The organism is Streptomyces collinus Tu 365 (genome assembly GCF_000444875.1).
Taxonomy (GTDB): domain Bacteria; phylum Actinomycetota; class Actinomycetes; order Streptomycetales; family Streptomycetaceae; genus Streptomyces; species Streptomyces collinus_A.
On record NC_021985.1, the window covers coordinates 1 to 25,279 of the forward strand.

Below are 25,279 nucleotides of genomic sequence, written 5' to 3' on the forward strand. Positions count from 1 at the left end.
CCCGCGGAGCGGGTCCCATCGCGCTGCGCGCGATGCAAGCGAACACCCGCGCTGCGCGCGGGTGTTGCGCTTCCGCTCCGCGGAAGCGTGAGCGGCTCGCTGCGCTCCCCGCACAACTCCCACGCTTCGCGTGGGAGTTGGCGCTCCTTGCGCTGCGCTCCAGGAGCGGGCCACTACGTGGCCGGCCCCAAGCTTCGCTCGGGGCTTGGGGCGGTTCTCCGCTGCGCTGCGAACCGTGTGCCTCGCACTGCGTGCGAGGCATCGGGCCACGCTCCGCGCGGCCCGGGCTGGCAGCAGTAAGAGGTGGGCTCCTACCGTGGAGCCGGGTGCCGCGCTGGCAGCCTCCCCCCGTGGTCGCACATCAGGTGGGAGTGCGGTGCGCGGGCCTGCTGGGATTGCTATGACGGCCAGGGGCGATTCGGGGTCACTTGCGCTGCTGTTCGGTGCGGCCTTCGAAGTCGCGCCGGATCGCGGCTCCCTGATCCTCGATCAGTCCGGCCTGGTCGGGGAGGTCGAGGACCGCACCGCAGTGGTTGCACAGCTTCCCGTCTTCGGCGGGCGTGCCGCAGGCCTTGCAGAACCGGTTGCCTCGAGTGTTGTCAGTGTTGTGGGTCATGGCTCTCCTGGTCGGGTGGGCGGCAGTGCGTGCGGAGTACCCGTGGGCTTCGCCCTCATACGGTGCCTTCGCTGCGCTTCGGTCACCGGGTGGCACAGCGCGCCACGAAAGGCCGGCCCCGCTGCGCGGGGTCGGTCAACGGGCCTGCGGCCCGGGCGGCTACAGGGGCGGCGGGGGTGGGCTAGTCAGGCTGGGTGCTCTGGGCGGGAGCGGCCGGCCCAACAGGCGGCCGGGCGGCTAGAAGACCTGCCTGCCGAGGTCCCGTCGCATTGCGATCCGCAACTCCGCCAGCAGCAGCTCCCACCTGTTCCGGGCCTGCACGTAGTCCTCACTGGTATGGAGCGCTCCTGCCTCCACGAGGTCTCTGAGATCCCGCAGGGACCGAAACGCGGCAGTCGACGCCTCGACGACTTCCCTGGGCGCCGCGACCGCGATCTGATAGCGCAGTTCGTAGGCGTTCCCCTCGTGGAACGCCTCAGCAGTCCTGCGGAGGCGTTCTTCATCTGGCAAGCCAGTCGGCCTGGCCGCCATTCGCAGCTGGTTCCGCGTCCTGGCGAGAGCGGCCAGGTAATCGCCGTACAGCTGCTGCCGTGCGGCCTGGTCCTTGTCTTCCCGGCCGCGCCTGGTCCGTATCTGATCCGTCGCCAGTGTGGAGGCGATGCCGATGACAGCACCGAGTGACGTGCTGACGATCGGTCCCCAGTCCATGACGGGGATCTTACGAGACCTGGGCAGTGCGTGCAGGGGTCCGCTAACCGCTGCATCTCAGTGTGATGCAGCATGTAGCATTGGCGTAATTGAGGGACCTCTGGCAGAGAGCCGCATCGTGTGTTGATCTACGAGTATCTTCCGCATGAGCTTGCCCGGCTCGGAGTGGTCGTGAGAGCCGCCGGGCTCGATCGGCGCCAGGTGGCCGCGCTGGTACGCCTGGCGCAGGAACGCGCCGGGCGCGCACGGGTGGGTCCTGCGGAACCGCATCACTTGAGTGAGCTGTCCATCGCGGAGCTGCGGTGCGTTCAGTGGGAGCGGATCGCCCCTGTCATGGACAGGGAGCAGGTGGCTATGTACGCGCGTTCGCTCGACTCGCGTGCTGTCCGCTGTGAAGAGCAGCGGTTGCAGCGGCTGATGGCGGACGTGGCCGAGGCCGAGCGGTTGGGTGTCACGGCTCCTGAGATCTCGCGGCACCGCGTCTGCCGGATCGGTGCCTGGGCCGTCGCCGGCCGCTCCCGCCCGGGCGTGCCGGGTCCCGTCGTTCATCTGATGGCTGCGTCAGCCGAGGCAGCGGCCAAGCGGGTATGGGCCGTGCACGGTAAGGACGGCGGTCTCTACCGGCGCACCGGGTGCCGTATCGCTTCCGTCGAGCAGGTCCTTCCCGAGTTTGGAGAGCTCTTTTGATTCAGCTCCGAGAACACCAGGTACGGCAGAAGTCGGCTTTCCAGAATTGGGTGGGATTTTCTGCAAGATCTTCGGTGCCGGCGCAGGGGGCGCGGCGAACGATTGTGTCGGCGACCGGGTCGGGGAAGACGATCACGGCGGCTGCGTGCGCGCTGGAGTGCTTCCCTGCCGGGCGGGTCCTCGTGACGGTGCCGACCCTGGACCTGCTCGTGCAGACCGCGCAGGCGTGGCGGGCGGTGGGTCACCGCGCTGCGATGGTGGCGGTGTGCTCGCTGGAGAGCGACCCGGTGCTCGACTCGCTGGGCGTGCGGACGACGACCAACCCGATCCAGCTCGCGTTGTGGGCCGGGGCGGGGCCGGTGGTCGTGTTCGCCACGTACGCCTCCCTGGTGGACCGTGACGACTTCGACGACCCGGAGGGTCAGGGGCGTATGCGGGGGCCGTTGGAGGCTGCTCTGGCGGGCGGGGAGCGGCTGTACGGGCAGCGGATGGCCCCGTTCGATCTCGCGGTCGTCGATGAGGCCCATGGCACCGCGGGTGATCTTGGTCGGTCGTGGGCGGCGATCCACGACAACACCCGTATCCCTGCTGACTTTCGGCTCTACCTCACCGCTACCCCGCGGATCCTGGCCCCTCCCCGGCCGCAGCGGGGTAAGGACGGGCGTGAGCTGGAGCTCTGCTCGATGGGGCAGGACTCCCCCACGTTCGGGCCGTGGCTGGCCGAGTTCGCTCTCGCCGAGGCCATCGAGCGGGGCGTCCTCGCTGGGTTCGAGATCGACGTCCTGGAGATCGAGGACCCCGACTACTTCGTCGGCCTGTCCGACGAAGCGCGGCGGGGCCGGCGGCTCGCGCTGCTGCAGGCCGCGCTCCTGGAGCACGCCAGTGCCCGCAACATCAAGACGATGATGACCTTCCACAGCCGGGTCGAGGAAGCCGAAGCCTTCGCCCTCAACCTGCCCCAGACCGCTGCGGACCTGTATGCGGACGAGGTCACCGCCCACGCCCTCGACGAGGCCGCCGACCGGCCGCGGTCCCCTCTCGGCGCCGAGCCCGGGGACGTCGAGGAGGCCGGGCGGCACGTTCCCGCGGACCGGGTGTGGTCGGCATGGCTGTGCGGGGACCACCTCGTCACCGAACGCCGCGAAACCCTGCGCCAGTTCGCCAACGGCATCGACGCCGCAGGCCGGCGAGTGCACCGGGCGTTCCTCGCCAGCTGCCGCGTCCTCGGCGAAGGCGTCGACATCAGAGGCGAGCGGGGTGTGGAGGCCGTCTGCTTCGCCGACACCCGTAGCTCCCAGGTCGAGATCGTGCAGAACATCGGCCGGGCACTACGGCCCAACCTCGACGGCACCACCAAGACCGCGCGGATCATCGTGCCCGTCTTCCTCCAGCCCGGCGAAAACCCCACCGACATGATCGCCAGCGCCTCCTACACCCCCCTCGTCGCCGTCCTCCAAGGCCTGCGCTCCCACTCCGAACACCTCACCGAACAACTCGCCAACCGAGCCCTCACCCGAGGCACGCGCAAGGCGCACGTCCGGCGGGACGCCGACGGACGCATCATCACCGGCACCGGTGCTGGTCCCGGCGCCGGTCAGCAGGAAGGGCGGGAGCCGGGGAACGGCGGGGCGGAGTCGGAGCTGCTGCAGTTCTCCAGCCCCCGCGACCCCGCCACCATCGCCGCATTCCTGCGCACCCGCGTCTATCGGCCACAGTCACTGGTCTGGCTCGAGGGCTACCAAGCCCTCCTGCGCTGGCGGACGGAGAACAACATCACCGGGCTGCACGCCGTGCCCTACGACGTCGAGACCCAGGTGGGGGTGACCAAGGCGTTCCCGCTGGGCAGGTGGGTGCACCAGCAACGCAAAGCGCTACGGGCAGGCGAGCTCGACCCCCACCGCGTCGAGCTGCTCGACGCCCCCGAGGCCGGCATGGTGTGGGAACCCGGCGAAGAAGCGTGGGAGAACAAGCTCGCCACCCTCCGGTCGTACCGGCGCGCCATGGGGCACCTCGCGCCGCGGCAGGACGCCATGTGGGACGACCCCGACGGCCAGCGGGTCGCGATCGGACAACTGATCGCCAACCTCCGCCGCAACGGCGGCCTCGGCAAGAACCCCGACCGGGCGGAGCAGCGCGCAGGACAGCTGACCGCTATCGACCCCGACTGGAACTGCCCCTGGCCACTGGACTGGCAGCGCCACCACCGCGTCCTCACCGACCTCGCCGCCGACGAACCAGACGGCCACCTGCCCGACATCGCACCCGGCGTCCTCCACGACAGGGATGATCTGGGGCGCTGGCTCCAGCGGCAGAAACAGCCCAGCACCTGGAAGCAGCTGTCAGGGGAGCAGCAGGAACGGCTCACCCGACTGGGCGTGACACCGGACGAGGCACCGGCTGCGGCACCAGCCGCCCAGGGCGCAGCGAAAGGGCCGGGGAAGGCCGGGAGCAAGGCACAGCAGGCGTTCCAGCGCGGGCTCGCCGCCCTCACCGAGTGGGTGGAGCGGGAAGGCGCCCACCGGCCTGTACCCCGCAGCACCATCGTCGAGATCACGATCGACGGCGAACCCGAACCGGTGCCGGTCCGACTGGGCGTATGGATCACCAACACCCGACAGCGACGCCACAAACTCGACGCCGAACAACTCCACGCCTTGCGAGAGCTAGGCATGCAGTGGGCGTGACAGCCGTAGAGCATCAGCCGCCCAGGCGCAGCGACCGTGGCAGTGAAGCGGTGGATCACCCAGGACCCCGCCAGGAGAGGTCGCCCGGGAGCTGTTCGCCGGCGGCCCCTTCTTACGGTGCGGTGACGTGCCCGGGCCGGCGGACGCGGTCTGCACGGTTCACGGGCCACTATGGTCCCGCAGCAGGAAAGGCGTCGCTGCGGCATAGGGAAAGCGGCTGCCGCAGCGGCCGCGGTGCCCCGGGTCCACGCCGGGGCACCGGCTGCACTGCCGACCGGGCCTTGGCGGCGGGCCGCAGTGGCTGTGGCGGGCGCAGGGGAAGGGCGGCCCCGGCAAAAACGCGGATCGGGCCGCCGTACGCGCGAAGCAGCTCACCGCGATCGACGCCGACTGGAACTGCCCCTGGCCGCTGGACTGGCAGCGCCACCACCGCGTCCTCGCCGACCTCGCCGCCGACGAACCAGGCAGCCGGCTCCCCGACATCGCCCCCGGCGTCCTCCTTAACGGCGACGACCTCGGACGCTGGCTGAAGCAGCAGCGCAAACCAGCCACCTGGAAACAGCTCACCACCGAACAACAGCAACGGCTCACCCGGCTGGGCGTGACACCGTCCCCGGCACCAGCCGCTGATGGCGCGGCGAAGGGCCCGGGGGAAGGCCGGGAGCAAGGCACAGGCGGCGTTCCAGAGGGGACTGGCAGCCCTGGCGCAGTGGGTCGAACGCGAAGGCCAGCGGCCCGTACCCCGCAGCGCCATCGTGGAGATCGCGGTTGAGGGTCAGACGGAGCCGGTCCCGGTCCGACTGGACGTAAGGATCACCAACACCAAGCAGCGACGCCACAAACTCGACGCCGAGCAGCTCGCCGCGCTGCGGGAGCTAGGCGTGGAGTGTGACAGTCGTGGAGCATCAAGCCGCCCAGGCGCAGCGACCGTGAAGCGTACATTTGGCGTACGGAGTGCGTACCGAGCACGTTCTTGACCGGCAGAAACAACCGACACGGGGGTGCGCCTCCTCGCCGACCTGACTGATCGACCGGGAGTTGCGGATTGAGTCTGCTTTTAGCCACTGCGCATCTTTTGCGAATGCGTCCGCCCCGGCCGGTGAACACGAGACCGTGGTGGGGTGATCCGTAACCCCGTCCTCCTGCGTACCGCTCCCCTGCAGGGAGAGACGACCTCGTCGCTGATCTGCCGCGTCGCCAGGCGCTACGGGATGGAAGCGAAGGTGCTGCGGGCGTGCTGGAAGTGGCGCAACTACCCGCTCGGGCATGAGGGAGGGGGCGCGCGGGCCGATGCCGAGGTGCTGCTGAACGCGGCCGGGCGGCAGCTCCTAGTTGGCATGTGCGGCGTCGAGGAAGGCGTGCTGGCACGGACGTTGCCGTCCTGGGGAGAAGAAGACGCCAAACTGCGCGCCGAGGCCGGCGACCCGGTAGGGCTGTGGCGGGTCGGTGGCGCGGTAGCCGGTCCCGTGACGTTCGGCTGCCGGCTGTGCACCGCTCGCCGGACGGGGGCGGCCGTGCGGGTGGTGCGGTATGCGCCGCGGTGGGAGCGGGTGTGCGTGCGGCATGGGCGGTGGCTGCTGGACGCGGACGCGAACCAGCCGCTGGAGCACCTGGATCTGCGTGGTCTGCCGGAGGTGGTGGCGGCGCAGCGGCGGTGGGCCGGGGTGGCGCGGCGGGATGCTGACCGCGGACGGGCAGGAGGTGGGCGGCTGAGCACGGTGCGCCAGGGAGAAGTCGGCTGTTAGCTGATACGGCACTCGTTCGTGGCAGGAACACTGAAGTGACCCGCCAGGGGTCTCGTAGGGTGGCGGTGGTCCCCCGGCCGGCCCGGATGAGGGCGGGAAGGGAACCCAGCACCGGCCAGTGAGGGGGAGGGCCTGAGCGACGTGCGGCTGACAACGTCGCCTGAGACCGTGGGGTCACCCGCGTTTGTCGTCAGCCCGCAGAGACCACCAGTACCGCACTGCCATCCTTGCCCTGAGCAGGCTCCCCGACCAGCGAGTGTCCTGCCGAGATGACGGCCGTCACGGCCCGCAGGTCCTCCGGAGCAGCCGCGATAACTCGCACCCGCGCCTGGCTCGGACCCACGTCGCTGATGTCGAACGGGACCAGAGGAAGTGCGCTTTGCGCAGCCCGACCGTCCGTGAGTTCGCTGATCTGGAGTACCAGGGTGCGGCAAATCCCTTCCTCAGTGATCTGATCACGCATGGGGCCGGCATAGGCGAACACGTCAGTCAGCGTCTCCTCCACCGCGTCCACCTGACTGAATTCACGGCCGACGATGGAGATGAGCGCGATGCCCGCGCCGAGCGTTTCCGTCATGGCGAGAGTCTTGCATCCGCCTCCGACAACACGGCAGGAGGCACCTGCACCCCCTGCCCAGCCGCCGGAAACGAACGTCTTCCGGATGCGGCACTAGATACGGCATGTGGCGCCCGTGGGGTGCGGGCATGACCGACCCCGTCCCGCTCACCGGCCGCCAGGCCAGCCGGCTCATCACCGTTCTCCGGCACGGCCGGGACCTGGACGCTGCGGTCGCGGAACTCGGCATCGATCTGCGCGCTGTGTGGGCCAGGGCCCGTACCGACACCCGACTGGCGATCGTTCTCGCCGGGCGGGATCCCGACGTACCCGAGGAACGCGGCCACACCCTCCGGCCCCGATGAGCCCCTCCAGCCGATACCGCTCCTGGAGCACGGTCCCGCGCACTTGGATCCCCCCTGGCCCGTGACCACCGCCGACGCGGTTCCTCTGCTCCGGCGCCCGCCTAGCATGCCCCTAACACCGCTGTGACCACAGGTAATCAGCAAACTTCCCGACCGGCGGAAGCACCTGGCCCTCAAGGGGCCGCCGCAAGAGTTCAGCCGCCGATGCGAGCACACCCCTTGTGGCAACCTGCGACTGGGTCAAGAAGGGCCTGCCGCTCTGCCTGATCGGTGACTCGGGCACCGGCAAGTCGCACCTGCTGATCGCGCTGGGCACCGAAGCGGCCATGGCCGGCTACCGGGTCAAGTACACGCCCGCGACCAAGCTCGTCAACGAGCTGGTCGAGGCCGCGGACGAGAAGGTGCTGACCAAGACCATCGCCCGCTACGGCCGTGTCGATCTTTTGTGCATCGATGAGCTGGGCTACATGGAGCTGGGCCGCAGGGGCGCTGAGCTGCTGTTCCAGGTTCTGACGGAACGTGAGGAGAAGAACAGCGTTGCCATCGCCTCGAACGAGAGTTTCAGCGGCTGGACCAAGACCTTCACCGACCCGAGGCTCTGCGCGGCCATCGTCGACCGGCTGACCTTCGGCGGCAACCTGATCCAGACCGGCACCGAATCCTACCGCCTCGCCATTACACAGGCCCGTGCCGCTGCCCAGGACTCCGCCGCAGGCTGAACCCGGCACGTGAATCGCACGCCTCGCGGCCGATGAGGTCGGTGGTGGTTCTGCTCTCGGCAGACTGGCCGACCGGAACACCCAAACCTGACAGGCTGGCCGCATGGGGAAGAACATGCCGGTGCGTCGCCTTGATCTGGGGTATTTCATCCGGCCCGCGTCGGAGACCGGTGGCCTGCAGCCGCGGGTCGAACCTGTGCTCGCCTACCTGGTGCAGCACGATCACGGTCTGATCCTGTTCGACTCCGGCATCGGCACAGCGGATCCCGAGACCGAAGCCCATTACCGTCCCCGACGCCGGGACTTGCAGGATGCCCTGTCCGCGGCCGGAGTCGCTCTTGACGACATCTCCCTCGTCGCGAACTGCCATCTCCACTTCGACCACTGCGGTGGGAACCCGCTCCTGGGCGGCAAGCCCATCCTGGTCCAGGACGTCGAGCTGGCCACTGCCCGCAGCGGCGATTACACCTTCGACGAGTTAATCGATTTTCCTGCCGCGTCCTATGAGGAATTCGCCGGTGAGGCGGAGGTCTGGCCGGGCGTCTGGATCATTCCGACACCAGGGCACACTCAAGGGCATCAGTCGCTGGTCCTCCGGCAAGCCGACGGCACGGTAATCCTCGCCGGCCAGGCGCACGACTTCGCCTCCCACTTCGCATCCGACCAGCTGGCCCGCCAAGCGGCGCTTCACGGCGTGGAGCAGCCGCTTCCCGCCTACCAGCACTGGCTGGAGCGACTCGCCGACTTCGACCCACGACGCGTCCTCTTCGCGCACGACTGCTCGGTCTGGGAACCGTCGCAAAGCACCTTCTAGGGAAGGTCGGGCGACCCCGAGCCGCATCGTCCAACCGGGCGCGGCACTCACCGTCAACGACTGCCAACGTCGGCTGTCCCCACCGAAGTGGTGTCAGTTCTCATCGACATTTCGCGGCCCTGTGATCGGCAAGTGGTGTTCGGACTCGTCGATAAGCGGTGTCCGCTTCCACCTACAAAGCCAGCCCGTCGGCGACCGCCTGCGCGAGCGGGTTGTGATCGTGTCCTCGATGGACGCCGAAGGCCGGCCCGATCTGGTGGCGGCCCGTGTCCTGTCGACCGCCGACCCGTACGCGCTGGGCGAGCTGATGTCGGTCGTGGGGGAGGGGGAAGACCACATCCGGGCGCTGACGGTGATCTGCACCTACGACTCCCTGAACAAGATCGAACAGACCCAGAAGACGGGGTACGCGGTGCCGCCGTTCGACCTGGCGGTCATGGACGAGGCGCACCGGATCGCGGGCCGCTCGGACAAGAAGTGGGCGATCGTCAACGACGCGACACGCACGCATCCACGCCGACCGCCGCCTCTACATGACCGCCACCCCCCGCATCTTCGCCGCACCCGAGCTGGCGGAGTCCGCCGACCTCACCCGCCCGCGCCGCCGGCGCCCGTAAGGGCCGGAGCTGGATGCGTTCGCCAACTCCATGGACAACGAGCAGGTGTACGGCAAGAAGGTCGTCGAGTATGTGCTCCATGTGACCGTCCGCCCGCCAGGCCAACGCGGTCTGCGCCGCCAGATCAAGCGTCGGCACGACGAACAGCACCAGCCGCGCGCCGAGCTCGTCGGCCTGTTCGGCGTGTGGACGCGAGTGGCGGCCTCGCTGACCAACCAGCCACCGTATTGCTGACCTCGCGACAACGGCTGGGCGGTCACGGAGCCGGTGTCGAACGCGACACGCGGGTACGACGCGAACAAGCAGGTCTAGGGCGTCGGCCGCGGCGCGGAGCGGGGGCAGGGTGTCGAAGTCGGATCAGCCCTCCCATGGGGGGGGCCGGTCGGTCTCGTTGTCGCCCCACCGTCGCACACCCGCGCGCCGTACCGCGAGGCCCCCTGCCCGGAGAGACCGCTCATACGAGTCATGCGCCCTCGGCTATCCCCGCGCCGGGGGCGCTGCCCGCCCACGCGTACAGGGCGCCGTCAGTCCCTGACCGAGAACCTTGGTGTCATCCGCAGTGCGGCGCTGCTGTTGTCGGTGTCTCTTCGCAGGGCTCTTGCGCCCGACGCGCGGTGGCTACTGCCTCGATCGACTGGTGGGTGGTGCGGGTGGCCAAATAGAGCGCTGAGGCTGCCATCAGGGCCCCCATCACCGCGAGGATGACGCGGTAGTCGACCAGCGCGATCAATCCGGCTCCGGCGGCGATGGCCGCAGTCTGCGGTACTCCTATCAGCACGTTCAACGCGGCACCGGTCCGCCCCATCAGAGATGTGGGCGTGCGCCGCTGGAACAGGGTCATGGCGCCCGCAACGATCAAAGGCAGGCTGGCACCGATGAGCACCGCACCCGGCGCGACCGCCAAGAGATACGGAGCCGCACTCAGCAGGAAGCCTGCGCCAGCGCAGGCCAGGCCGAGTACCACGGTCCGCCGTTCCCCTGCACGTCGCAGCAGCACTGCGGTGACCACCCCAGCGGCGATCGCACCTGCACCCTGCAAGGAGCCGAGGACGCCGAGGAAGGCCGGCGGACGGCGCAGCCCCGTGTCGACGACGGCGAAGAGAACCGACTCGCAGAGCCCGAAAGCAACAACAGCGAGTACTACGGCGACGGTGAACTGACGCAGGGCGGGAGTCCGCGCTATGTATCGGAAGCCGGCGCCGATCTCGGCGCCAGTTTCCTCTGGCCGCGCCGACTGGGGGCGATCCTCCCGCTGCCGGATCAGTGCAATGAGCAGGGCTGCGAGAGCGAAGGTAGCGGCGTCGCCTGCCACCAACAGCCCCAGGCCGAATGCGGACAGCACACCTGCACCCAGGAGAGGGGCAATCAGGCGCAGGCCCTGCAGCAAGGTCTGCAGGAGGCCGTTGGCGTCGCCCAAGTGCTGCGGTGGGATCAACGTCTGGGTGAACGCGGTCATAGCCGAACCAGTGACGCCGCTGGCCAGCCCGTACAACGTCATGACGAGGTAACAGATCCAGACGCCATGGCGGTCGTGCACCAACAGCAGCGGCAGGACCAGCACCACGGATATCAGGTTCAGGACGATCAGCAACGGCCGCCGACGCAATCGGTCCACCTGGGCGCCGCCCAGGGGAGCGTTCATCTCGTCGTCAAAGCCGATGATTTCGGCGTCCGGGGGGACATCGCGTTCGAGGGTCCGGGGGGTGGTGCCGGTGACGTCGGCGACGCTCAGCCCGGCGGCGGGGGCGATCCGGTCCGCCTTCGCCTTGCCGTAGGAGGCGAGCTGGGCGATGCTTTGGTCGCGGTCGGTTTCCAGTTTCGTCAGCGCGGCCCGGGCCTTTTTGATCTCGTCCCGCACGGTGCGCAGCTCGGCGAGAGCGGCGTTGTAGCTCTGTGCGTCCATGAGGGTTCCTTGTCCGGGCGGTTCAGCCGGTGGTGTGGGTGGTGACGTAGGCGATCGCCCCGCCGGAGTCGGAGGGCAGGCGGGTGCCCAGCAGCGACTCGGCAAGGTGCTGGTCGCCGTCCGTGCGGGAGGTGAGGGTGATGCGGGGTGTGGCCAGGTCGGTGACGTAGCCAGCCAGGCGAGCCCGGGAGAAGGTGTGGCGGCCGGTTGAGTTTTTTTCCCATGCCTGCAGGCCGGTCAGGACGGCGACGACGTAGCCCGACAGGGTCACGGGCAGCACTCCCCCGGCGGCAACGCTGACCGGGTCGCAGCGCCACGAGCCGCGCAGGGCCTTGAGCAGGTCGTCGGGGGTGAGGGTGGCGGCGAAGCCGATCCAGGGCCGGTCGGGCTCGGGGGCCGGGCGGGCTGCGTCGACACGCAGCACGGCGATCTCCGTGGCGTCCAGTTGTTCCAGGGGGGCGCGGCGGCGGGTGGCGAGGGCTTGGACCGTGTCCAGGGGGATCATGACGCGTACGCCACGGCGGGACAGGCCTGGCAGCAGGCTGGCGTGCACGAGGCGGCGGAAGGTGGTGATCGCACAGCCGAGTTCGTCTGCCGCCTGCCCGGTCGTCAGCAGCATGCCAACCTCCCTTCTGCAAGCGGACTCTGTTATCTGATCGGGGACTCACTCTAGTGCAGTGGCTGAAAGCGCGTCAAAGGCGCAGCAAATGAGACGATCGGCGCCCCACAACACCGCGCCTACCTTCGGCCGCCAGTCCCGAGATGGCCTTCAGGCCGGGTTCGGAGTGCGCCTCGGGCTGTCCAACGATGAGATCCACAGGATTGGACTGTGACCAGTCCGCTCCTCTTGGGGCTGATTCCGTGACGGGCCCAGCCGGCCGCCCCCTTCCCTGGGCAGATCCCATCGCCGACGTCCTACAGGGGTGAACCTCCCGCTCTCTCAGGGACCGATACGCGGTCTTTACGTTGAACGTTGTTGCGCACACCATCTGGTACGAGGGGGTGCGGCTGGCACGTGCCAGCCGCCGACTGCGGCGATCCTGGACAGGGGGCACGGATGGGCGTGTTGTGGAAACTGGAGCCAGCGACCGCAGCCAAGCACCGGTTGTACCAGCGGTACTTGGACGCCTGGTGGCCGATCCTGCTGCAGACCTCCCAGAGCAAGGGATACTCCCGGCCCCGGGTCACGCTCCTGGATGCGTTCGCCGGGCCGGGGCGCTATGAGAACGGCGAGCCGGGCTCGCCGGTGTTCATCCTGGACCGCCTGCTGCACCATGACGCGGCCGATCGTATGCACCTCAGCCCGCGGCGGGTGCATTTGATATTCATCGAGAAGGACCGGGCCCGCCACGAGCACCTGATGACGGAACTCGTCTCCTATTTCGGGCCGCTCAGGGATCTGCCGGTCCGGGTGGAGGTGCGGCGCGGCGATGCAGGTCTCGACAGCCTCGCTCTTCTCGACGAGCTCGGAGCGTGGGGTCACCCGATCCTGGGGATCTTTGACAGCTGGGGCAGCGTCAATGTACCGCTGCACGTGATGTCCCGCATCGCTCGCAACCGCTCCAGCGAAGTCATCACCACTTTCGGGCCCAACTGGTTCAGCCGCCGCGAGGATCTCAACGCCGGCATCCTCGACGCGGTCTTTGGTGGCCGCGGCTTCTGGAGCCCCGCCGCGGAAGAACTGCGCCCCGACGAGAAGTGGCGCGTGTGGTTGCGCACCTACCGGGATGCGCTGCGCCGGGCTGGCTTCGGTTACCAGCTGCAGTTCGAACTCGTCCCGCGTACTGGGCAGCCCCTCTATCTCGTCTTCGGCACCGGCAGCACCGCAGGCCTGAGGGCGATGAAGGACGCTATGTGGAAGGTCGACGAGCTTGATGGCGAAAGCTTCCGCGACCCACGCACCCGAGGCGCCAAGGCGGACGGGCAGCTCGACCTGTTCCAGGCCGCAGGTGTGATCGACGACGAGCTGGCCGAACTGGTCGCCCAGCGGTTGAGTTCCGGGGCCACAACGGTGGAGGCCATCGGCGAGTGGCTGCTGGCGGAGACCGCCCGCTGGATGCCGAAGCATGCTTTGCAGGCGGCTCGGCAGATGCGGCAGGACGGCGTGGTCGCCGTGCAGTCGCCGGGCAAGCTCACGACCAAGAGCCGGATCAGCCTGCAGGCGCAGGTTCGAGCGTAGGCATCTGGTCCCAGGTCCGCCCCTGAAGGTGCCGACCAGACGCCTTGGAGGTCCGGCCTCCCCACTGTTTGAAGAAGAAGGCCACATCGGCTTGGAGGCAGGCGTCCCGGATTCCTGTGACCCATTCCTGTTCCATGGGGCGGAAGCGGGGACCTGACTCGCCTCCGGCGATAACCCAGTGAATGCCCGCCAAGTCCAGTCCGTTCAGAGGCCCGAGCAACGGCTCGCACGACAGGAACCGCACCGTGGCCGGGACCTGCCGCAGGTCGTCTACACGGGACAGTTCCTTGGCGCTCTCCACAGACACACCCATCCACAGGTTGGCCGGCCACTCCAGTCGGTCGGCGACCTGGCGCAGCCGACGTGCTCGTTTCGTGAGCACTTGATAAGTGTGTTGCGGGGTCTGCTCGATGACGTCGAAGACCTGCCGGACATAGTCCAGCGGTACGCGGGCGTGGAAGAGATCTGACATCGAGTTCACAAACACCGTGCGCGGCGCCTTCCAGCCCAAGGGGACCCGCAGCGCGTCCGGGTGCACGGTCAGGCCGAAGCCGGGGCCGGAGGTACGGGGGTCACCGTCGCGCTGGTACTTCGCTGATCCCATAGCCTTGAGCCGCTTCGCCAACGTCAGCGCGTAGCAGTTGTCGCATCCGTCCGAGACCCGGTCGCAGCCGGTCGTGGGGTTCCACGTCGCTTCGGTCCACTCAATCGGACTGCGGTCACTCACGCGTCGGCTCCCCATCCTCCTGCGGTCACGGCCGCCCGCAGGCCCGGTGCGCAGCCTGTGGTGCGTTCAACGAGCGATCAGGCCGCCAGACATCGGCATCCAACCATCCGTCGCTCCAGGGTGTCACAGGTTCTCAAAAATAGAACATGTGCACCATTTTTGCGAGGTACGCGCACCGCCGGGGAGCCGTGTAACCAAGCGCCGACGGGGTTCGAACCGACGACCCGACCTCGTTGGCCGGTCCACAGCGGGCGCCTCCCAGGGGCTTTGGGCAGAATGATCTACGAACGCCTTCGGCAGGCCCAAGCCGCGCGGGCGAGCGTCCGGATGCGGATGGTCCGGCCGTGGTCCGCTGCGGGAAGTGGTGTGATGGCCGACCCCCGCACTCTTAGATCACAAAGGTGTCGGCTCTCTGAGTAGCGTCGCTGTCATGCCACGCACTGCACCCAGCCGAGCAGATCGCACACTCATAGCCCTGGCAGCGGCGACCGGATTCACCGTCAGCGCCAGCCAACTGGCGCCGCAACGGCCTGATCCCGGCTCCTGAGATGCGTCGCATGGGAGTCGAAGGAACCGAGGCGGTCTACCCGGACGGCACAAGCGACCTGGTTTGCGCCCTGGCCAGGCATGTCGGCCCCGGGCGTTCGTACGACGACCTGGCCTTGCTGGCCTTCTTCTCCGGGGCCTCGGTCCCTGAGATCACCTTGAAGACAGCCTTGGCACGCGTTTACTTCACACACCGGGTGCGGCACGAGGAGCACGTTGAGCACGTCCAGGCGCAAGTCCCACCGCTGTGGGCTGCCGAGATGAACAGCGAATACGAAAGGGCAGAGGCCGAAGCGAAGATCACGCTGGCCGGAAACGACAGGGCCATACGGCAGATGCGCAGACCGCCCGTTCGGTGACGCCGCCCGTCAGCGCGATCCGCGCCATCGAGGCGCCGGCCTCGGCGCGGGCGGCTGCAGGGGGACTGGGGCTCGCTGATGGCTGGTGAGGCGCCCGCAGCGTTGCCTGATCGGCGCTGGCCGTCGGGGATGACATCCGCCTAGGTCCACGGGCGTCTTCGACCGTCTTCGACTTTCTTCGGATCCCGAGCGGGACGGGAGGCCGGGGGTATGCAGCCTGGTGACCGTGTGAGGCCGAGGAGAGCCTGACGAAACCAGGGGGCAGCATGAACCGCAACCAGACCAAGAAGCTGACGCGCGCAGAGAAGATCGCCCTTCTCGGCGCCGTACTCGGCGGAGCCGTGAAGGCTCTCGTCGCACGGCTCCTGGACATGTCGGGCCAGCACTGAACCAATACGAGGGAAGGGAAAGTGGGGGGACGTGAAGGAGAGCAGGAGGGTCGTGGTCGAGTTCGCAGCCTGTCTGCAGGAACTTCGAAATGACCACGGGCGCCCTACCTACAAGGAGATCGTCGAGCGCGCTCGAGCTCACGACCCTAAGTCCAGTCTGGCACAGAGCACTTGTTCGGAGGCTTTCAAGGGGAAACGAATTCCGAAGTACGACACGGCAATGCAGATCGCCCGGGCTGTCGCCGGCCAAGCAGGCGTCACCAAGATCGACGCTCTCTGGCACGCGGCCATGAAGCGACTGGATGCAGCCTTAGCAAGGGAGCAAGAGGCCCACTGGTGGCGGGACCGCTCGATATCCTCGCGTGTGTCCATCATCGCCGCTACGTCGGGGGCTTTGAGTATGGTGCTCGCCGCGCTCATTCCGTGGCTGCTGGGGTACCCATGGACGAAAGATGCGGGGAAGGACGCAGCGAGCGGGGCGTCTGGCTGGGCACATCGTCAGATTGAGGCTTCCGACCCCGCGTGGGCCGGGTGGTGTCTGACGGCCAAGGGGGACGCGGTGGTCATCGACAGATGCGGCAACGCACCTGGTGCCCAGCGATGGTCCTATGACGCAGGACGGGTCCTCGATGCGAACGGCCGGTGTCTCACACCCGCTAAGCCCGGAGGTGGGCAACGTCTGCGGCTGCGCTCGTGTACCCAGTCCGTGGACCAGCAGTGGAAGTTCGCTCAGGGGCGACTTGTGTCACAGGGTGTGTGCATGACCATCTACGGCCCCTACAACAGGCCGGGGACGCCGATGCAGACCTGGGATGTCAAAGTTCCGGTGGCGCCGGAGATGCGATGGAAGCTGGGAGGGAATCCCATCGTCGTCAACGCTACTGATACGCCATCCGCTGGCGTCCGACGATAGAGCGGGGTCTCAAGACAGAATAGGGCTCGGGGTGTCACTGCTACTAGCAAAGCAGCACCTGTGTGCTATCCACACCAGCGGGACCAGCGGGAAGAGCCCCCAGCAGGCCATGAACTGGCTCACCGTGCTCCCCCAGCACCTGGAGCAGAGCCGAGGCACGGTCCACGGTATCCCGCTGTCCGGCCGTGAGGTCGTCCTAGCCCGGATATGGCCCGTCGCAGGGACATGGCGGGTGCGGCTTGAGCACCTCGCCGTCCACACCGTGCCTCTCATGTTTTTGGTCTGGCCTGCGTCATCGCCGCGGTCAGCGGCCCCGGTCACGCCGGTGAGACTTCTTCACCGGCCACTGGCCGGCCCTCACCGGCACCACCGGCAGGCGCCTGAAGGCGGCTTTGGGCCTATCAGGCCTGCTGCTTGTGGCCGGCGCCTACTTCGCGCTGCGCTACTGGCCATGGATGCCTCCAACCCACTGGCCCCTGCTCGCCTTCGCCCAGCGCCGCACCCAGGGGCTTCGTAGCCGCCGTGGCCCGCGCCGGATCGTGTCCGGCGTCGAGATCGGAAGCGCCATCGGCCTGGGGGTCGGCATGGCCGTCATGCTCGCCTTCGGATGGGCGCCCGGAATAGCCGCAGGAGCCGTCGTGGCCGCCCTGTTCGACTGGTTCATGGAGGCAAAGGTCGGACTCGACCGCACCCTGAGCGGGAACTTCAACCCGGAGTTCTTCTGGGCCTGGACATGCTCGGGGCCGCCGCGTTCGCCGACCTGGGAGCCCTCGTGTTCCCATGGTTGGACTACTCGTGTGACCACCGGGCTGGCCTTCGGCGGATGCTTCGTCCTCGGCTTCGGCTTCTTCCTTGTGCCCTGGCTGCGCTACGTCACAGCGATGACGCTGGCCCGCAAAAAACTGCCCTGGCGGCTCGCCGCCTTCCTGGACTGGGCGAGGAAGGCCGGTCTGATGACCATCAGCGGTGTCGGCTTCCAGTTCCGCCACCAAGACCTCCAGGAATGGATCGTACGGAAGCGCCCTCCATCCACCTCGGCCTGATGCGAGGGCCGACGGCCCCGACCGAGGCGGAAAGTGCTGGGCTTCGACCTGGACGAGCGGCGTCCAAGGCGGTTACAAGACCGCTCCATCTTGATCGGTGCGGGCCTTGACCTGACATCATGCGCCGCGGTCCGGCCCAGCGCCTCCATCGCCTGTGGATGATTCAGCATCTGTAAATCGCCCCACTTTGGATCTGGAGCTGAGCACGACGGTGCTGGCCCGGCCCTTCGGCCGGGCAGCACCGTCGATGCAGATCCAGCTGGGCGGTTACGGAACGCGCCGATCGTCCTACCGTCCCCACTTGGCTGCGGAAGGATGGCGACGAGCCAATCCGTGGAGGTTCAGAATGAGGCGTGCCACCGCGATCGCCGCCACTGTCCTGGTGAGTGCCCTGACCGCTTGCGGCCCAGGTGAAGACAACGCGGTCGACGGACCGAGCAAGTCCGCTTACGGCACCGGTACGCCGAGCGGCGCGTCGGCAGCACACGGAGCGCCCGGCCGGCTGCCCAGCTTTCCGTCCGCCGACAAGGGCGACCCGGGTTCAGCGGAGAGCGCCATGCGGGAACTGCTGGGCCTGGCGGCGGACACGGCCAAAGGCATCCCTGACGACGACCGTAGACCTGTCATCACCGTCGTGGACCACAACCCGTGCAGTCTCTATCCGGTTGCGGGCGCCTGCCTGCCGACAACGGTCGACCAGCCAGTCCCCATCGAGATGGACCCGGTGAGGACGTGGGACACCTACACCGAGCAGGAGGCCAGGGGGCAGGACGGCAACGCGTCGTGGCAGGACGAGGTCTTGGCCGCCTACATCAACTACCTGATGTACCGGCAGTCCCAGCGCACTGATCCCACCCTCCTCACCAGCAGCGACGACGCCGACGTGGCCAAAGTGAAGAGGCTTCAGCACTGCAAGCAGGGCAATGTCGTCGGCCCACTGAAGCCGATCATGAGACCCGCACTGTGGCACTACTTCTCCCCGCTGGAGAGCGACCCTGATTTCACGGCAGGAACTCAGGGCAAGTGTTGAGGGCCGCCGCTGACTGTCCGCCCTGACACGACGCGGGCTCTCAACTTCTCGCGGGTTCCATCCGCCACACCTGTGCGAGGTGTCCGGTTGCGTCTCGTCCATAGCGCAGGAGAACGTCGTCCTGGTCTCCGAGAAGTTGTTTGCGCAGAGCAGGAAACCAGCCGGCGTTCAGACTCAGCCCCGCATCGGCGGCTCGCCATAGCCAGGCGAGTGCCTCCGTTTTCCGCTCTGTCATGGCCAATTGCCCTACTGCTGCCTGCATGGCATCGAGATCGCCGTTGATGGCTGCGCGTTCGTACCAGGGGAGCGCCTCGTCCAGCCGCCCCGCCACCACGAGCCGATCAGCCACCCAGCGAAGCGCTGAGTTGTTCCCGCCAGCGGCAGCGCGTTCGAACCACAATTGTGCTTCGCCGAAACGCGCCGCGCCCCACAATTCGTGCGCGGCCTTCCTCGCCGCGTTCGTGTCCCCGTGGGCGGCTGCGCGTTCGTACCAAGCCAGTGCCTCGTCCAGACGTTTGGCCCCCATTAACTGGTCTGCCGCCCAGCGGAGCATCGTGGCGTTGCCCTCGCCGACTGCCCGTTCCGCCCAGCCCAAAGCGTTTTCCAGACGGTGGGCTGCTGCGAGAGTCTTTGCCGCTGACTCCAGAGCGTCAGGACCACAATGTGCCGCCGCACGCTCGAACCAGCTCTCTGCTGCTTTCCAACGGCCTTCGAAGGCCAGCGCGCTGGCTGCCCAGTAGAGGGCGTCGGTATCGTCGTTCTCTGCGGCGCGAGTGAACCACTCCAGCGCCTCGTCAATGCGGCCTGCTTCAACCAACTGAGCGGCTGCGCAGCGGAGAGCATCGGTGTCCCCCGCCACAGCTGCGCGGGTGAACCACGGTAGAGCGTCGTCCAGTCGATGTGCCTCCACCAGTCGGTCGCCCGCGGCCAAAAGCGCGCTCTCGTCGCCGAGGTCTGCTGCCTGCTCGTACCATTGCAGTGCTTGGTCGAGTCGGTCGTCGTCGACGAGTTGGTCAGCGATCGCCGTCAGGACGTGAGCGTCGTTCGTCTCCACTCCCCCTGCTTGGACTGCGCGCCCGTACCAGATCAGGGCTTCGTCCAGACGGTCGGCTTGCGCAAGCTGTTCGACTGCCAGCAGGAGCGCCTGTGCATCGCCCTGTTCTGCGGCGAGCTCAAACCATTCCAACGCTTCATCCAGACGTCCTTTGTTGGCCAGCCGGTGTGCGGCCGTGTGCCGGGCCTCCGTGTCACCGTTTCTGGCGGCTCGCTCGAACCATTCGAGTGCTTGGTCCAAATGACCTGCGTCGACCAGGTGGTCAGCCGCCAGGCGAAGATACTGTGGGCCCCACCGGCTGGCGGCCTGTTCGTACCAGGAGAGGGCGTCAGCCAGGAGCCCCATGCGTGTCAGCTGAGCGACAGCCATAAGCAGTGCCTGGGTATCACCTGCATCGGCAGCTCGCCCGTACCAGGCGAGGGCTTCATCCAGTCGTTGGGCTTCTGCGAGCTGATCGCCGGCGAGACGCAGTGCGTCCTCATCGCCAAGATCGGCTGCCCGCTCCAGGCAGAGCAAGGCCTCGTCTCCTCGGCCCGCCGCCACCAACTGGCTGGCTGCCGAGTGAAGTGCTTTCACGTCACCGGCCTGAGCTGCACGCTCGTACCACAGCACCGCCTCGTCCAGCCGGTCGGCGTCCGCCAGTCGGTCCCCTGCGATGACCAGCGCCTCGCTGTCACCGGCGTTCGCCGCGTGCTGGTACCGAACAAGGGCCTGATCCAGATGGTCTGCCCTGGCCATGCGGTCGGCCACCCAGCGATACGCCCTTGGGATCGGTTGCGCGGCGGCGACCCGCGCGTACCAGACCACTGCCTCGTCGTGGTATCCGGCGTTGGTCAGGTCTGTTGCGGTCCATCGCAGAGCCTTCGGGTTTTCGTCGGCGGCTGCCCGCTCGTACCAGGTCAGTGCCTGCTCCGGGCGGCCAGCAGCGAGAAGGTGACCGGCTGCCATCAAGAGTGCGTCGTCGATTCCGCCGGCGGCTGCTCCTTCGAATCGGACCAGGGCCTGATCCAGTTGTCCCTGCTGGGCAAGTTGGTCGCCCGCCTCCAGGAGAGCTTCTGCGTTGCCATCAGCGGCAGCCCGTTCATACCAGTTCAGGGCATCGTCTGGGCGTCCCGCCTCTACGAGGCGGCTGCCGACGGTGCGGAGGGCGAGGGTATCGCCCTCCAGTGCGGCGCGCTCGTACCACGGCAGAGCCTCGTCCAGTCGCGTCATCCGTGTCAGAGCGTTGGCCACCTCCCAATAGGCACCGGCTGAGGCCCACAGGCGGCAGGCAATCTCTGCAAACCCGCGCTCCGCCGCGGCTGATGCGAGTGCGTGGGCGCCTTCGTCTTTGCAGTGATGCTCGGCGGCTTGCCAGAACAGCGGAGGAATTCGTTCCAAGCGGCGTTGAGCTCGACCATGGTCGGCAAGAAAGTCAGCGAGTCGGTAGGCCTGTCCCAGAACCTGCCCTGCTTGCCCGGTGGAGCCGCGCGGGCGCCTTTGCGGGTGCAGAGGTCCTAACGCTCCCTTGATGGGATTGGTGAGCTGGTTCAGTGCCTGTTCCAGCCAATTGTCCGGCAGGAGCTCCCACTCGCTGTCGGTCAAGTATCCCTCAGCCGCTGCGGCAAGGAACGGCAGCGGGAGGCCGATGGGATGGCCGAGTCTGCGTGCGTCGATCGCAGCGTTGAGGAGGGCTTTGGTGCCCGGGGGTGCTGCGTTGTAGATGTCGATCAGTTCGAAGGCCGCTGCCAGATACTGGGTGATCATCCCGTCTTGGGCCGAGGTAGCAGCGGCCACAAGACGTGGGTCAGGCGACTCTTTGAGTTCGTCTACCTCGGAGGAGGAGAAGGCTGCTGGGACGTGAATGGTTCGTCCGGACAGGAGAACACGTGCTTGGGCATGCGGGTCCGGCTGTCCAGGAGAAGGAGTACTGCGCAAGTCGTCGAAATATCCGGGACCGGGCCAGATCGTGCCAAGCACGAGGACCGGAGCCCTCGTGTCGTCTGACAGGACAGTGCGCAGTCCTGCAGCAATGGATTCGCCGTGCTCCCGGTGCAGGAGGTAGTGGTGGGCTTCGTTGAGCCAGACCACCGTCTTGGGGCCCACCTGGTCCAGTGCGGCCAGCGCGGCCCTGGGCCGCTCCGGGTCGATGGGGTGCCACAGTCTCCAGTCCGGGGGGAGGTTTCGGACTGCTTCGTAGCAGGCTCGGGTCTTCCCCGTGGATGATGTGCCTACCAGCAGCGCAAGTTGACTGACGCCGTGGAGCGCCTCGCCGACCAGTCGGCGCAACTCCTTGTCGTGGCCGCGCTCTACATAGTCGGGCAGACCGCTGGCTCCCTGAAGAATGATCGCTCGATGAACCTCAAGGGTGTAGGGATCGATCTCGGTGATGGGGCGGCCAAGGGGTTCCGCAAGCTGCGCTCGGGTCCACAACGAGGCTGCTTCCGCGGCGGCTTGTTCCAAGGCTCCGCCGGCCATGCGTGTCAGCACTGTCATGAGCGCCACGACGTCCGCCTGTTTTCCAACTGCCGCAGCGTCGCCAATCAAACGGCTGATCGTGTCTCGGGACGGACAAGCATGCAATGCATCGTCCTCGGCCACGGACAGCGCCATTGTGTCGAGCGTCGGTGCGCCGGCGGCCACGTATGCGCCGTAGATCAGGTTCTTCAGGGCACGCAGGGGTCCCGGTGCCACCGCCGGCCGTGAGATGAGCCGTTTACCGCTCCCGGGCTTTGCAGCCTCACGCCTCTGTCCTGACCCTATCCCATCGCCGTTCATCGCACCATCGTGTCCGGAAGTGGATACGACGTGCCTGTGAACTGAGCAATCCGTGTCCAGCACGCAGGCGTCATCGCATTTCAGCGGAGGTCCTTCAGCGTTCCTGAACATGGTGAGCAGGCCGGCCGACTCCCCTCTCCTACAACGTCAGGACGCAACCATGCCGTGTAATCGCCGCACGCCACGCCCGGACTCGCACTCCACCGAAGTGCGCAACGTCGCCCTGGGCGCCGTCGTATCCACGCTCGTACGCTTCCTTCTGGACCAGCTACGCAGCCTCCTCTGACTACGGAGGGCCTGCAGACACATCCCCGTCTGCAGGCCCTTGCCTCTTGTCTCGGGAGAACAACCCGCGCCGCACCCCTGGTTCGACGGCTTACCCGCCTGGCAATCCTGCTGTCCGGGGCTGGCTCCAAGCGCCGTCATGGCAACTGGTGCCCGTATGAGCAGCAGCGATGCAGGGTGCCGACGAACCACCGGGGCGGACAGGACCGTACTGCTGTAGGCGCCTCGCCCCCGCCGGAGGCTTCCGGATCACCATGCACTGGAGAGCACAGGGTTTGGGGAGAGCCGGCCCGAACCACAACAACAGGACCGGATGTTCCATCATCCTCAGCCGGTAGGCACCCTGCCGAGCCTCGATGGATGGTCCACTCGCTGACGCTACCGTCGAGGAGCACACGCTGGCTGTACCAGGGGGCATTGGCGAGTATCGCCGCCACCGCGCTACTGCGGGGATCGGTCCGCGCTGCCACCTCGGTCGCCAGAGTGCACCGTACCCGCGCGTCCGGGGCACGAGTCAGGAGTGTTCCCAGCATGGCGGGCGTCTCCCCGCGGCCTGCCCACAGGATGGCGCTGAATGATCGCACCGCCCAGTGAGGGTGCGCGGATAGGAGGGTTGCGTGCGGTGCGACAACCTTTCGCGGCAGGAACTGAAGGGTTTGTGCCAAGCGGTGGCCGCCGTCGCCGCCAGCTACTGGCGGAGCAAGAAGGACTCTGTCAGAACTTGTTCGCCGATGGACAGCTAGTCGCAAGCGCGGGCCGCACCGGCGCCTCCCACCCGATGTGGCCAGCGAAGCGGAGTTGGCCCAGCTCCTCCAAATCCGCAGTACAGGCGTCTGCTGCTTCGCTAGCTTGTCCGCGCGAGACCTGCGAACACCCTTCCCGTTCCAGCGAACAGGCGGCCGATATGACGTCCACCGCTTCTCTTTTCGCCTGCCGCGTTACGGACGTAACCCTGGAACGTGTGCGCGAGCTGGTCGACGTCGGCCAGCCGGAGAGCCTGACCTTGGAGTACAAGGAAAGCTACGCGGCCAAGATCCCTGACTCGGTCGCTGCGATGGCCAACAGCTACGGCGGCCTCATCCTGGTGGGCGTCACCGAGCGCAACATCGAAGACCGGATCGTTGGCGTTCCGGAAGACACGATCGTCAAGATCGTCAGCAGCTGCCATCAGAAGCTGGAGCCGCCCTGGGAACCGGAGATCATTCCCGTGCCCCTCCCGGAGACCGACGGCCTGATGGTCTTGGTCGTCCGCGTCGACCCTGCCAAGGCACCAGGCCCACTGCTGATCCAGGGGGCCGCACCAATCCGCTTGCACGGACGCAACGCGGTAGCCGACCGCTCGCGCCTCGCCCAGCTGCTCACCGAGGCCGCTCCCCAGCCAGCTGCAGCCGGGCTGAGGCTGCCCCCGGTCGAACTCCCTCGCGATGACCAGGGCCAAGAAGCCGCGGACTTCCTCGTCCGCACCGGGATGTACGTCCCGGTCGACGCCTCAGCCACCTGGCGTCCACTGTCCGAACGCGGAGTACAGGCCTTCGCAGATGCCCTGAACAACTCGCCCCTGCACCGGACCCTTTTCCACTGGTGCGCATCGCTCGGCGACGGTGGCATGACCCCTTTCCACCGCGCGGGTTTCAACCGTGCCCGCAAGGTCCGGCTCCTGTGGCAAGGCGGCCCGAACGAAGCACCGTCTTCCCCGCTGGAGGCCGTTGCCACGATCGATCTTCCAGACGCCTATGGAGCTCCGGTCTCGCACCTGCAGGTCTCCTTGGGAGTCGTGGCACGCTTCGGCCACGCCCTCGGCCGCAGCGTGCCCCTCTCCATAGCCCGCCTTCACGAACTGCTCGACTCCTTGGCGAGCTCTATGGTTGACGACGAGGTCACCAAAGCGCTTGCCGCCCTGGCAGGCATCGATCCGCTCGTTGTGCCGCAACCGCTGAGCCTTGACTTCATCAGCAGCACAGACGTCCCAGCCCTGCTCGCTGGAAACGGACTGACTCCGATGCCGGATGCCGGCACCTCCCGCGGCGCCAACCTGCTCGCCGACCCTGGCATCGACCAACGCGAGCCCGCAGAGCGCCGCGCCCTCATCGACAGCTGGCTCCAACAGATCAGCCTGGACGCTGGCCTGCTTGGCATGGAGGAGGCCCTGGAGCGACTCCGGGCTGCCTCCTCGACGTCGCCTTAACGATGCTGAGCAAGGAACTGTTACAGCGGGGCCGAACAGGGCTGACCCTGCCCGGCTCCGCTGACCGCTAGAACGCCGTTGCGTCCCCAAGTGTGCCTGCTGCGGATCAGCAGACGACCGGCTGGGCACGGCCGCGGGGCGCCTCCGTGATAACAGTTGCTGTGACTTCGACAGGAGCGAACGGCCTCGCGTGGCTTGCGCCGGGCCGGGTATAGCGGGCGTTCGGGCGCTGATGCTGCTGCGCCTCTTGCTTGCCCCTTCTCTTGAAATGCGTCACGTGCCCGGCGACTGCGGCGCGACGAGGTGGCAGGTCTCGGTGGCGTGAGCGACTTCGTTGTTGTCCCAGGCCGACAGCCGGAACGGCGTGTTCGCGCCGGACAAGTGCTCTGGCGGTACGT

Annotated in this window: 21 protein-coding genes and 1 pseudogene; 15 read left to right on the forward strand and 7 right to left on the reverse strand. The window is 67.6% G+C overall.

The window, feature by feature from the left end; translation table 11 throughout:
• Positions 1-424: 424 nt before the first annotated feature.
• Positions 425-616 carry a zinc ribbon domain-containing protein gene (locus tag B446_RS00005; RefSeq protein ID WP_020937332.1) on the reverse strand — a complete coding sequence of 64 codons (192 nt, stop codon included), beginning with the start codon at positions 614-616 and terminating at the stop codon, positions 425-427.
• Positions 617-853: 237 nt separating this feature from the next.
• Positions 854-1,324, reverse strand: a complete 471-nt coding sequence (locus tag B446_RS00010; protein ID WP_020937333.1) for a hypothetical protein — start codon at positions 1,322-1,324, stop codon at positions 854-856.
• Positions 1,325-1,444: 120 nt separating this feature from the next.
• Here B446_RS00010 and B446_RS00015 point away from each other — a divergent pair, with 120 nt between their 5' ends.
• The 4 genes from B446_RS00015 to B446_RS00025 all read left to right on the forward strand — a co-directional run bounded on the left by B446_RS00015 (position 1,445) and on the right by B446_RS00025 (position 6,440).
• Positions 1,445-2,011, forward strand: coding sequence for a hypothetical protein (locus B446_RS00015; protein ID WP_020937334.1), 567 nt, complete (start codon positions 1,445-1,447; stop codon positions 2,009-2,011).
• Positions 2,008-4,695 (forward strand): DEAD/DEAH box helicase, encoded by a 2,688-nt coding sequence (locus tag B446_RS00020; RefSeq protein WP_078614572.1) that lies wholly within the window; start codon positions 2,008-2,010, stop codon positions 4,693-4,695. The genes B446_RS00015 and B446_RS00020 overlap by 4 nt, the downstream gene beginning before the upstream one ends.
• Positions 4,696-5,104: 409 nt before the next feature.
• Positions 5,105-5,467 (forward strand): helicase associated domain-containing protein, encoded by a 363-nt coding sequence (locus B446_RS41040; RefSeq protein WP_420010346.1) that lies wholly within the window; start codon positions 5,105-5,107, stop codon positions 5,465-5,467.
• A gap of 349 nt (positions 5,468-5,816) precedes the next feature.
• Positions 5,817-6,440 carry a hypothetical protein gene (locus tag B446_RS00025; RefSeq protein WP_020937336.1) on the forward strand — a complete coding sequence of 208 codons (624 nt, stop codon included), beginning with the start codon at positions 5,817-5,819 and terminating at the stop codon, positions 6,438-6,440.
• Between the two features lie 190 nt (positions 6,441-6,630).
• Here B446_RS00025 and B446_RS00030 read toward each other — a convergent pair whose 3' ends face one another.
• Positions 6,631-7,017: a hypothetical protein gene (locus tag B446_RS00030; protein ID WP_020937337.1), complete on the reverse strand. Its 387-nt coding sequence runs from the start codon at positions 7,015-7,017 to the stop codon at positions 6,631-6,633.
• A gap of 128 nt (positions 7,018-7,145) precedes the next feature.
• Here B446_RS00030 and B446_RS00035 point away from each other — a divergent pair, with 128 nt between their 5' ends.
• From B446_RS00035 to B446_RS39970, 4 genes and pseudogenes are all read left to right on the forward strand, one after another.
• Positions 7,146-7,361 carry a hypothetical protein gene (locus B446_RS00035; protein ID WP_020937338.1) on the forward strand — a complete coding sequence of 72 codons (216 nt, stop codon included), beginning with the start codon at positions 7,146-7,148 and terminating at the stop codon, positions 7,359-7,361.
• A gap of 245 nt (positions 7,362-7,606) precedes the next feature.
• A pseudogene (locus B446_RS00040) lies at positions 7,607-8,080 on the forward strand (ATP-binding protein); the annotation flags it as partial.
• Positions 8,081-8,183: 103 nt separating this feature from the next.
• Positions 8,184-8,894 (forward strand): N-acyl homoserine lactonase family protein, encoded by a 711-nt coding sequence (locus B446_RS00045; RefSeq protein WP_043474367.1) that lies wholly within the window; start codon positions 8,184-8,186, stop codon positions 8,892-8,894.
• A 647-nt stretch (positions 8,895-9,541) separates the two neighbouring features.
• Entirely contained in the window at positions 9,542-9,745 is a 204-nt protein-coding gene (locus B446_RS39970; protein WP_020937341.1) for a hypothetical protein, read from the forward strand.
• 316 nt (positions 9,746-10,061) lie between these two features.
• Here the strand turns inward: B446_RS39970 and B446_RS00055 are convergent, their stop codons facing one another.
• Both B446_RS00055 and B446_RS00060 read right to left on the reverse strand, forming a co-directional pair.
• The gene (locus B446_RS00055; RefSeq protein ID WP_020937342.1) at positions 10,062-11,414 is read right to left on the reverse strand and encodes an MFS transporter; all 1,353 of its coding nucleotides are present in this window, start codon (positions 11,412-11,414) and stop codon (positions 10,062-10,064) included.
• 22 nt (positions 11,415-11,436) lie between these two features.
• The gene (locus B446_RS00060; protein WP_020937343.1) at positions 11,437-12,033 is read right to left on the reverse strand and encodes a helix-turn-helix domain-containing protein; all 597 of its coding nucleotides are present in this window, start codon (positions 12,031-12,033) and stop codon (positions 11,437-11,439) included.
• 438 nt (positions 12,034-12,471) lie between these two features.
• On the opposite strand from B446_RS00060, the gene B446_RS00065 reads away from it, so the two are divergent.
• On the forward strand, positions 12,472-13,593 hold the full coding sequence (locus B446_RS00065) for a three-Cys-motif partner protein TcmP (protein ID WP_020937344.1): 1,122 nt from the start codon (positions 12,472-12,474) through the stop codon (positions 13,591-13,593).
• On the opposite strand, the gene B446_RS00070 is transcribed toward B446_RS00065, so the two are convergent.
• Positions 13,565-14,320, reverse strand: a complete 756-nt coding sequence (locus B446_RS00070; RefSeq protein WP_020937345.1) for a DUF5131 family protein — start codon at positions 14,318-14,320, stop codon at positions 13,565-13,567. The genes B446_RS00065 and B446_RS00070 overlap by 29 nt on opposite strands.
• Positions 14,321-14,877: 557 nt before the next feature.
• On the opposite strand from B446_RS00070, the gene B446_RS00075 reads away from it, so the two are divergent.
• The 5 genes from B446_RS00075 (at position 14,878) to B446_RS00085 (ending at position 18,600) form a co-directional block, all read left to right on the forward strand.
• Positions 14,878-15,225 carry a hypothetical protein gene (locus B446_RS00075; protein ID WP_020937346.1) on the forward strand — a complete coding sequence of 116 codons (348 nt, stop codon included), beginning with the start codon at positions 14,878-14,880 and terminating at the stop codon, positions 15,223-15,225.
• A gap of 266 nt (positions 15,226-15,491) precedes the next feature.
• Positions 15,492-15,614 carry a hypothetical protein gene (locus B446_RS40685; RefSeq protein ID WP_272945897.1) on the forward strand — a complete coding sequence of 41 codons (123 nt, stop codon included), beginning with the start codon at positions 15,492-15,494 and terminating at the stop codon, positions 15,612-15,614.
• Positions 15,615-15,645: 31 nt separating this feature from the next.
• On the forward strand, positions 15,646-16,527 hold the full coding sequence (locus B446_RS37870; RefSeq protein ID WP_148305701.1) for an RICIN domain-containing protein: 882 nt from the start codon (positions 15,646-15,648) through the stop codon (positions 16,525-16,527).
• 455 nt (positions 16,528-16,982) lie between these two features.
• On the forward strand, positions 16,983-17,570 hold the full coding sequence (locus tag B446_RS00080) for a hypothetical protein (protein WP_148305702.1): 588 nt from the start codon (positions 16,983-16,985) through the stop codon (positions 17,568-17,570).
• Positions 17,571-17,916: 346 nt separating this feature from the next.
• Entirely contained in the window at positions 17,917-18,600 is a 684-nt protein-coding gene (locus tag B446_RS00085; protein ID WP_148305703.1) for a hypothetical protein, read from the forward strand.
• Positions 18,601-18,640: 40 nt separating this feature from the next.
• Here the strand turns inward: B446_RS00085 and B446_RS37875 are convergent, their stop codons facing one another.
• The gene (locus B446_RS37875) at positions 18,641-22,276 is read right to left on the reverse strand and encodes an SEL1-like repeat protein (RefSeq protein WP_158506719.1); all 3,636 of its coding nucleotides are present in this window, start codon (positions 22,274-22,276) and stop codon (positions 18,641-18,643) included.
• 1,381 nt (positions 22,277-23,657) lie between these two features.
• Between B446_RS37875 and B446_RS00095 the strand changes: the two genes are divergently transcribed.
• Entirely contained in the window at positions 23,658-24,881 is a 1,224-nt protein-coding gene (locus B446_RS00095; RefSeq protein ID WP_020937350.1) for a helix-turn-helix domain-containing protein, read from the forward strand.
• The last annotated feature ends 398 nt before the right edge of the window (positions 24,882-25,279 follow it).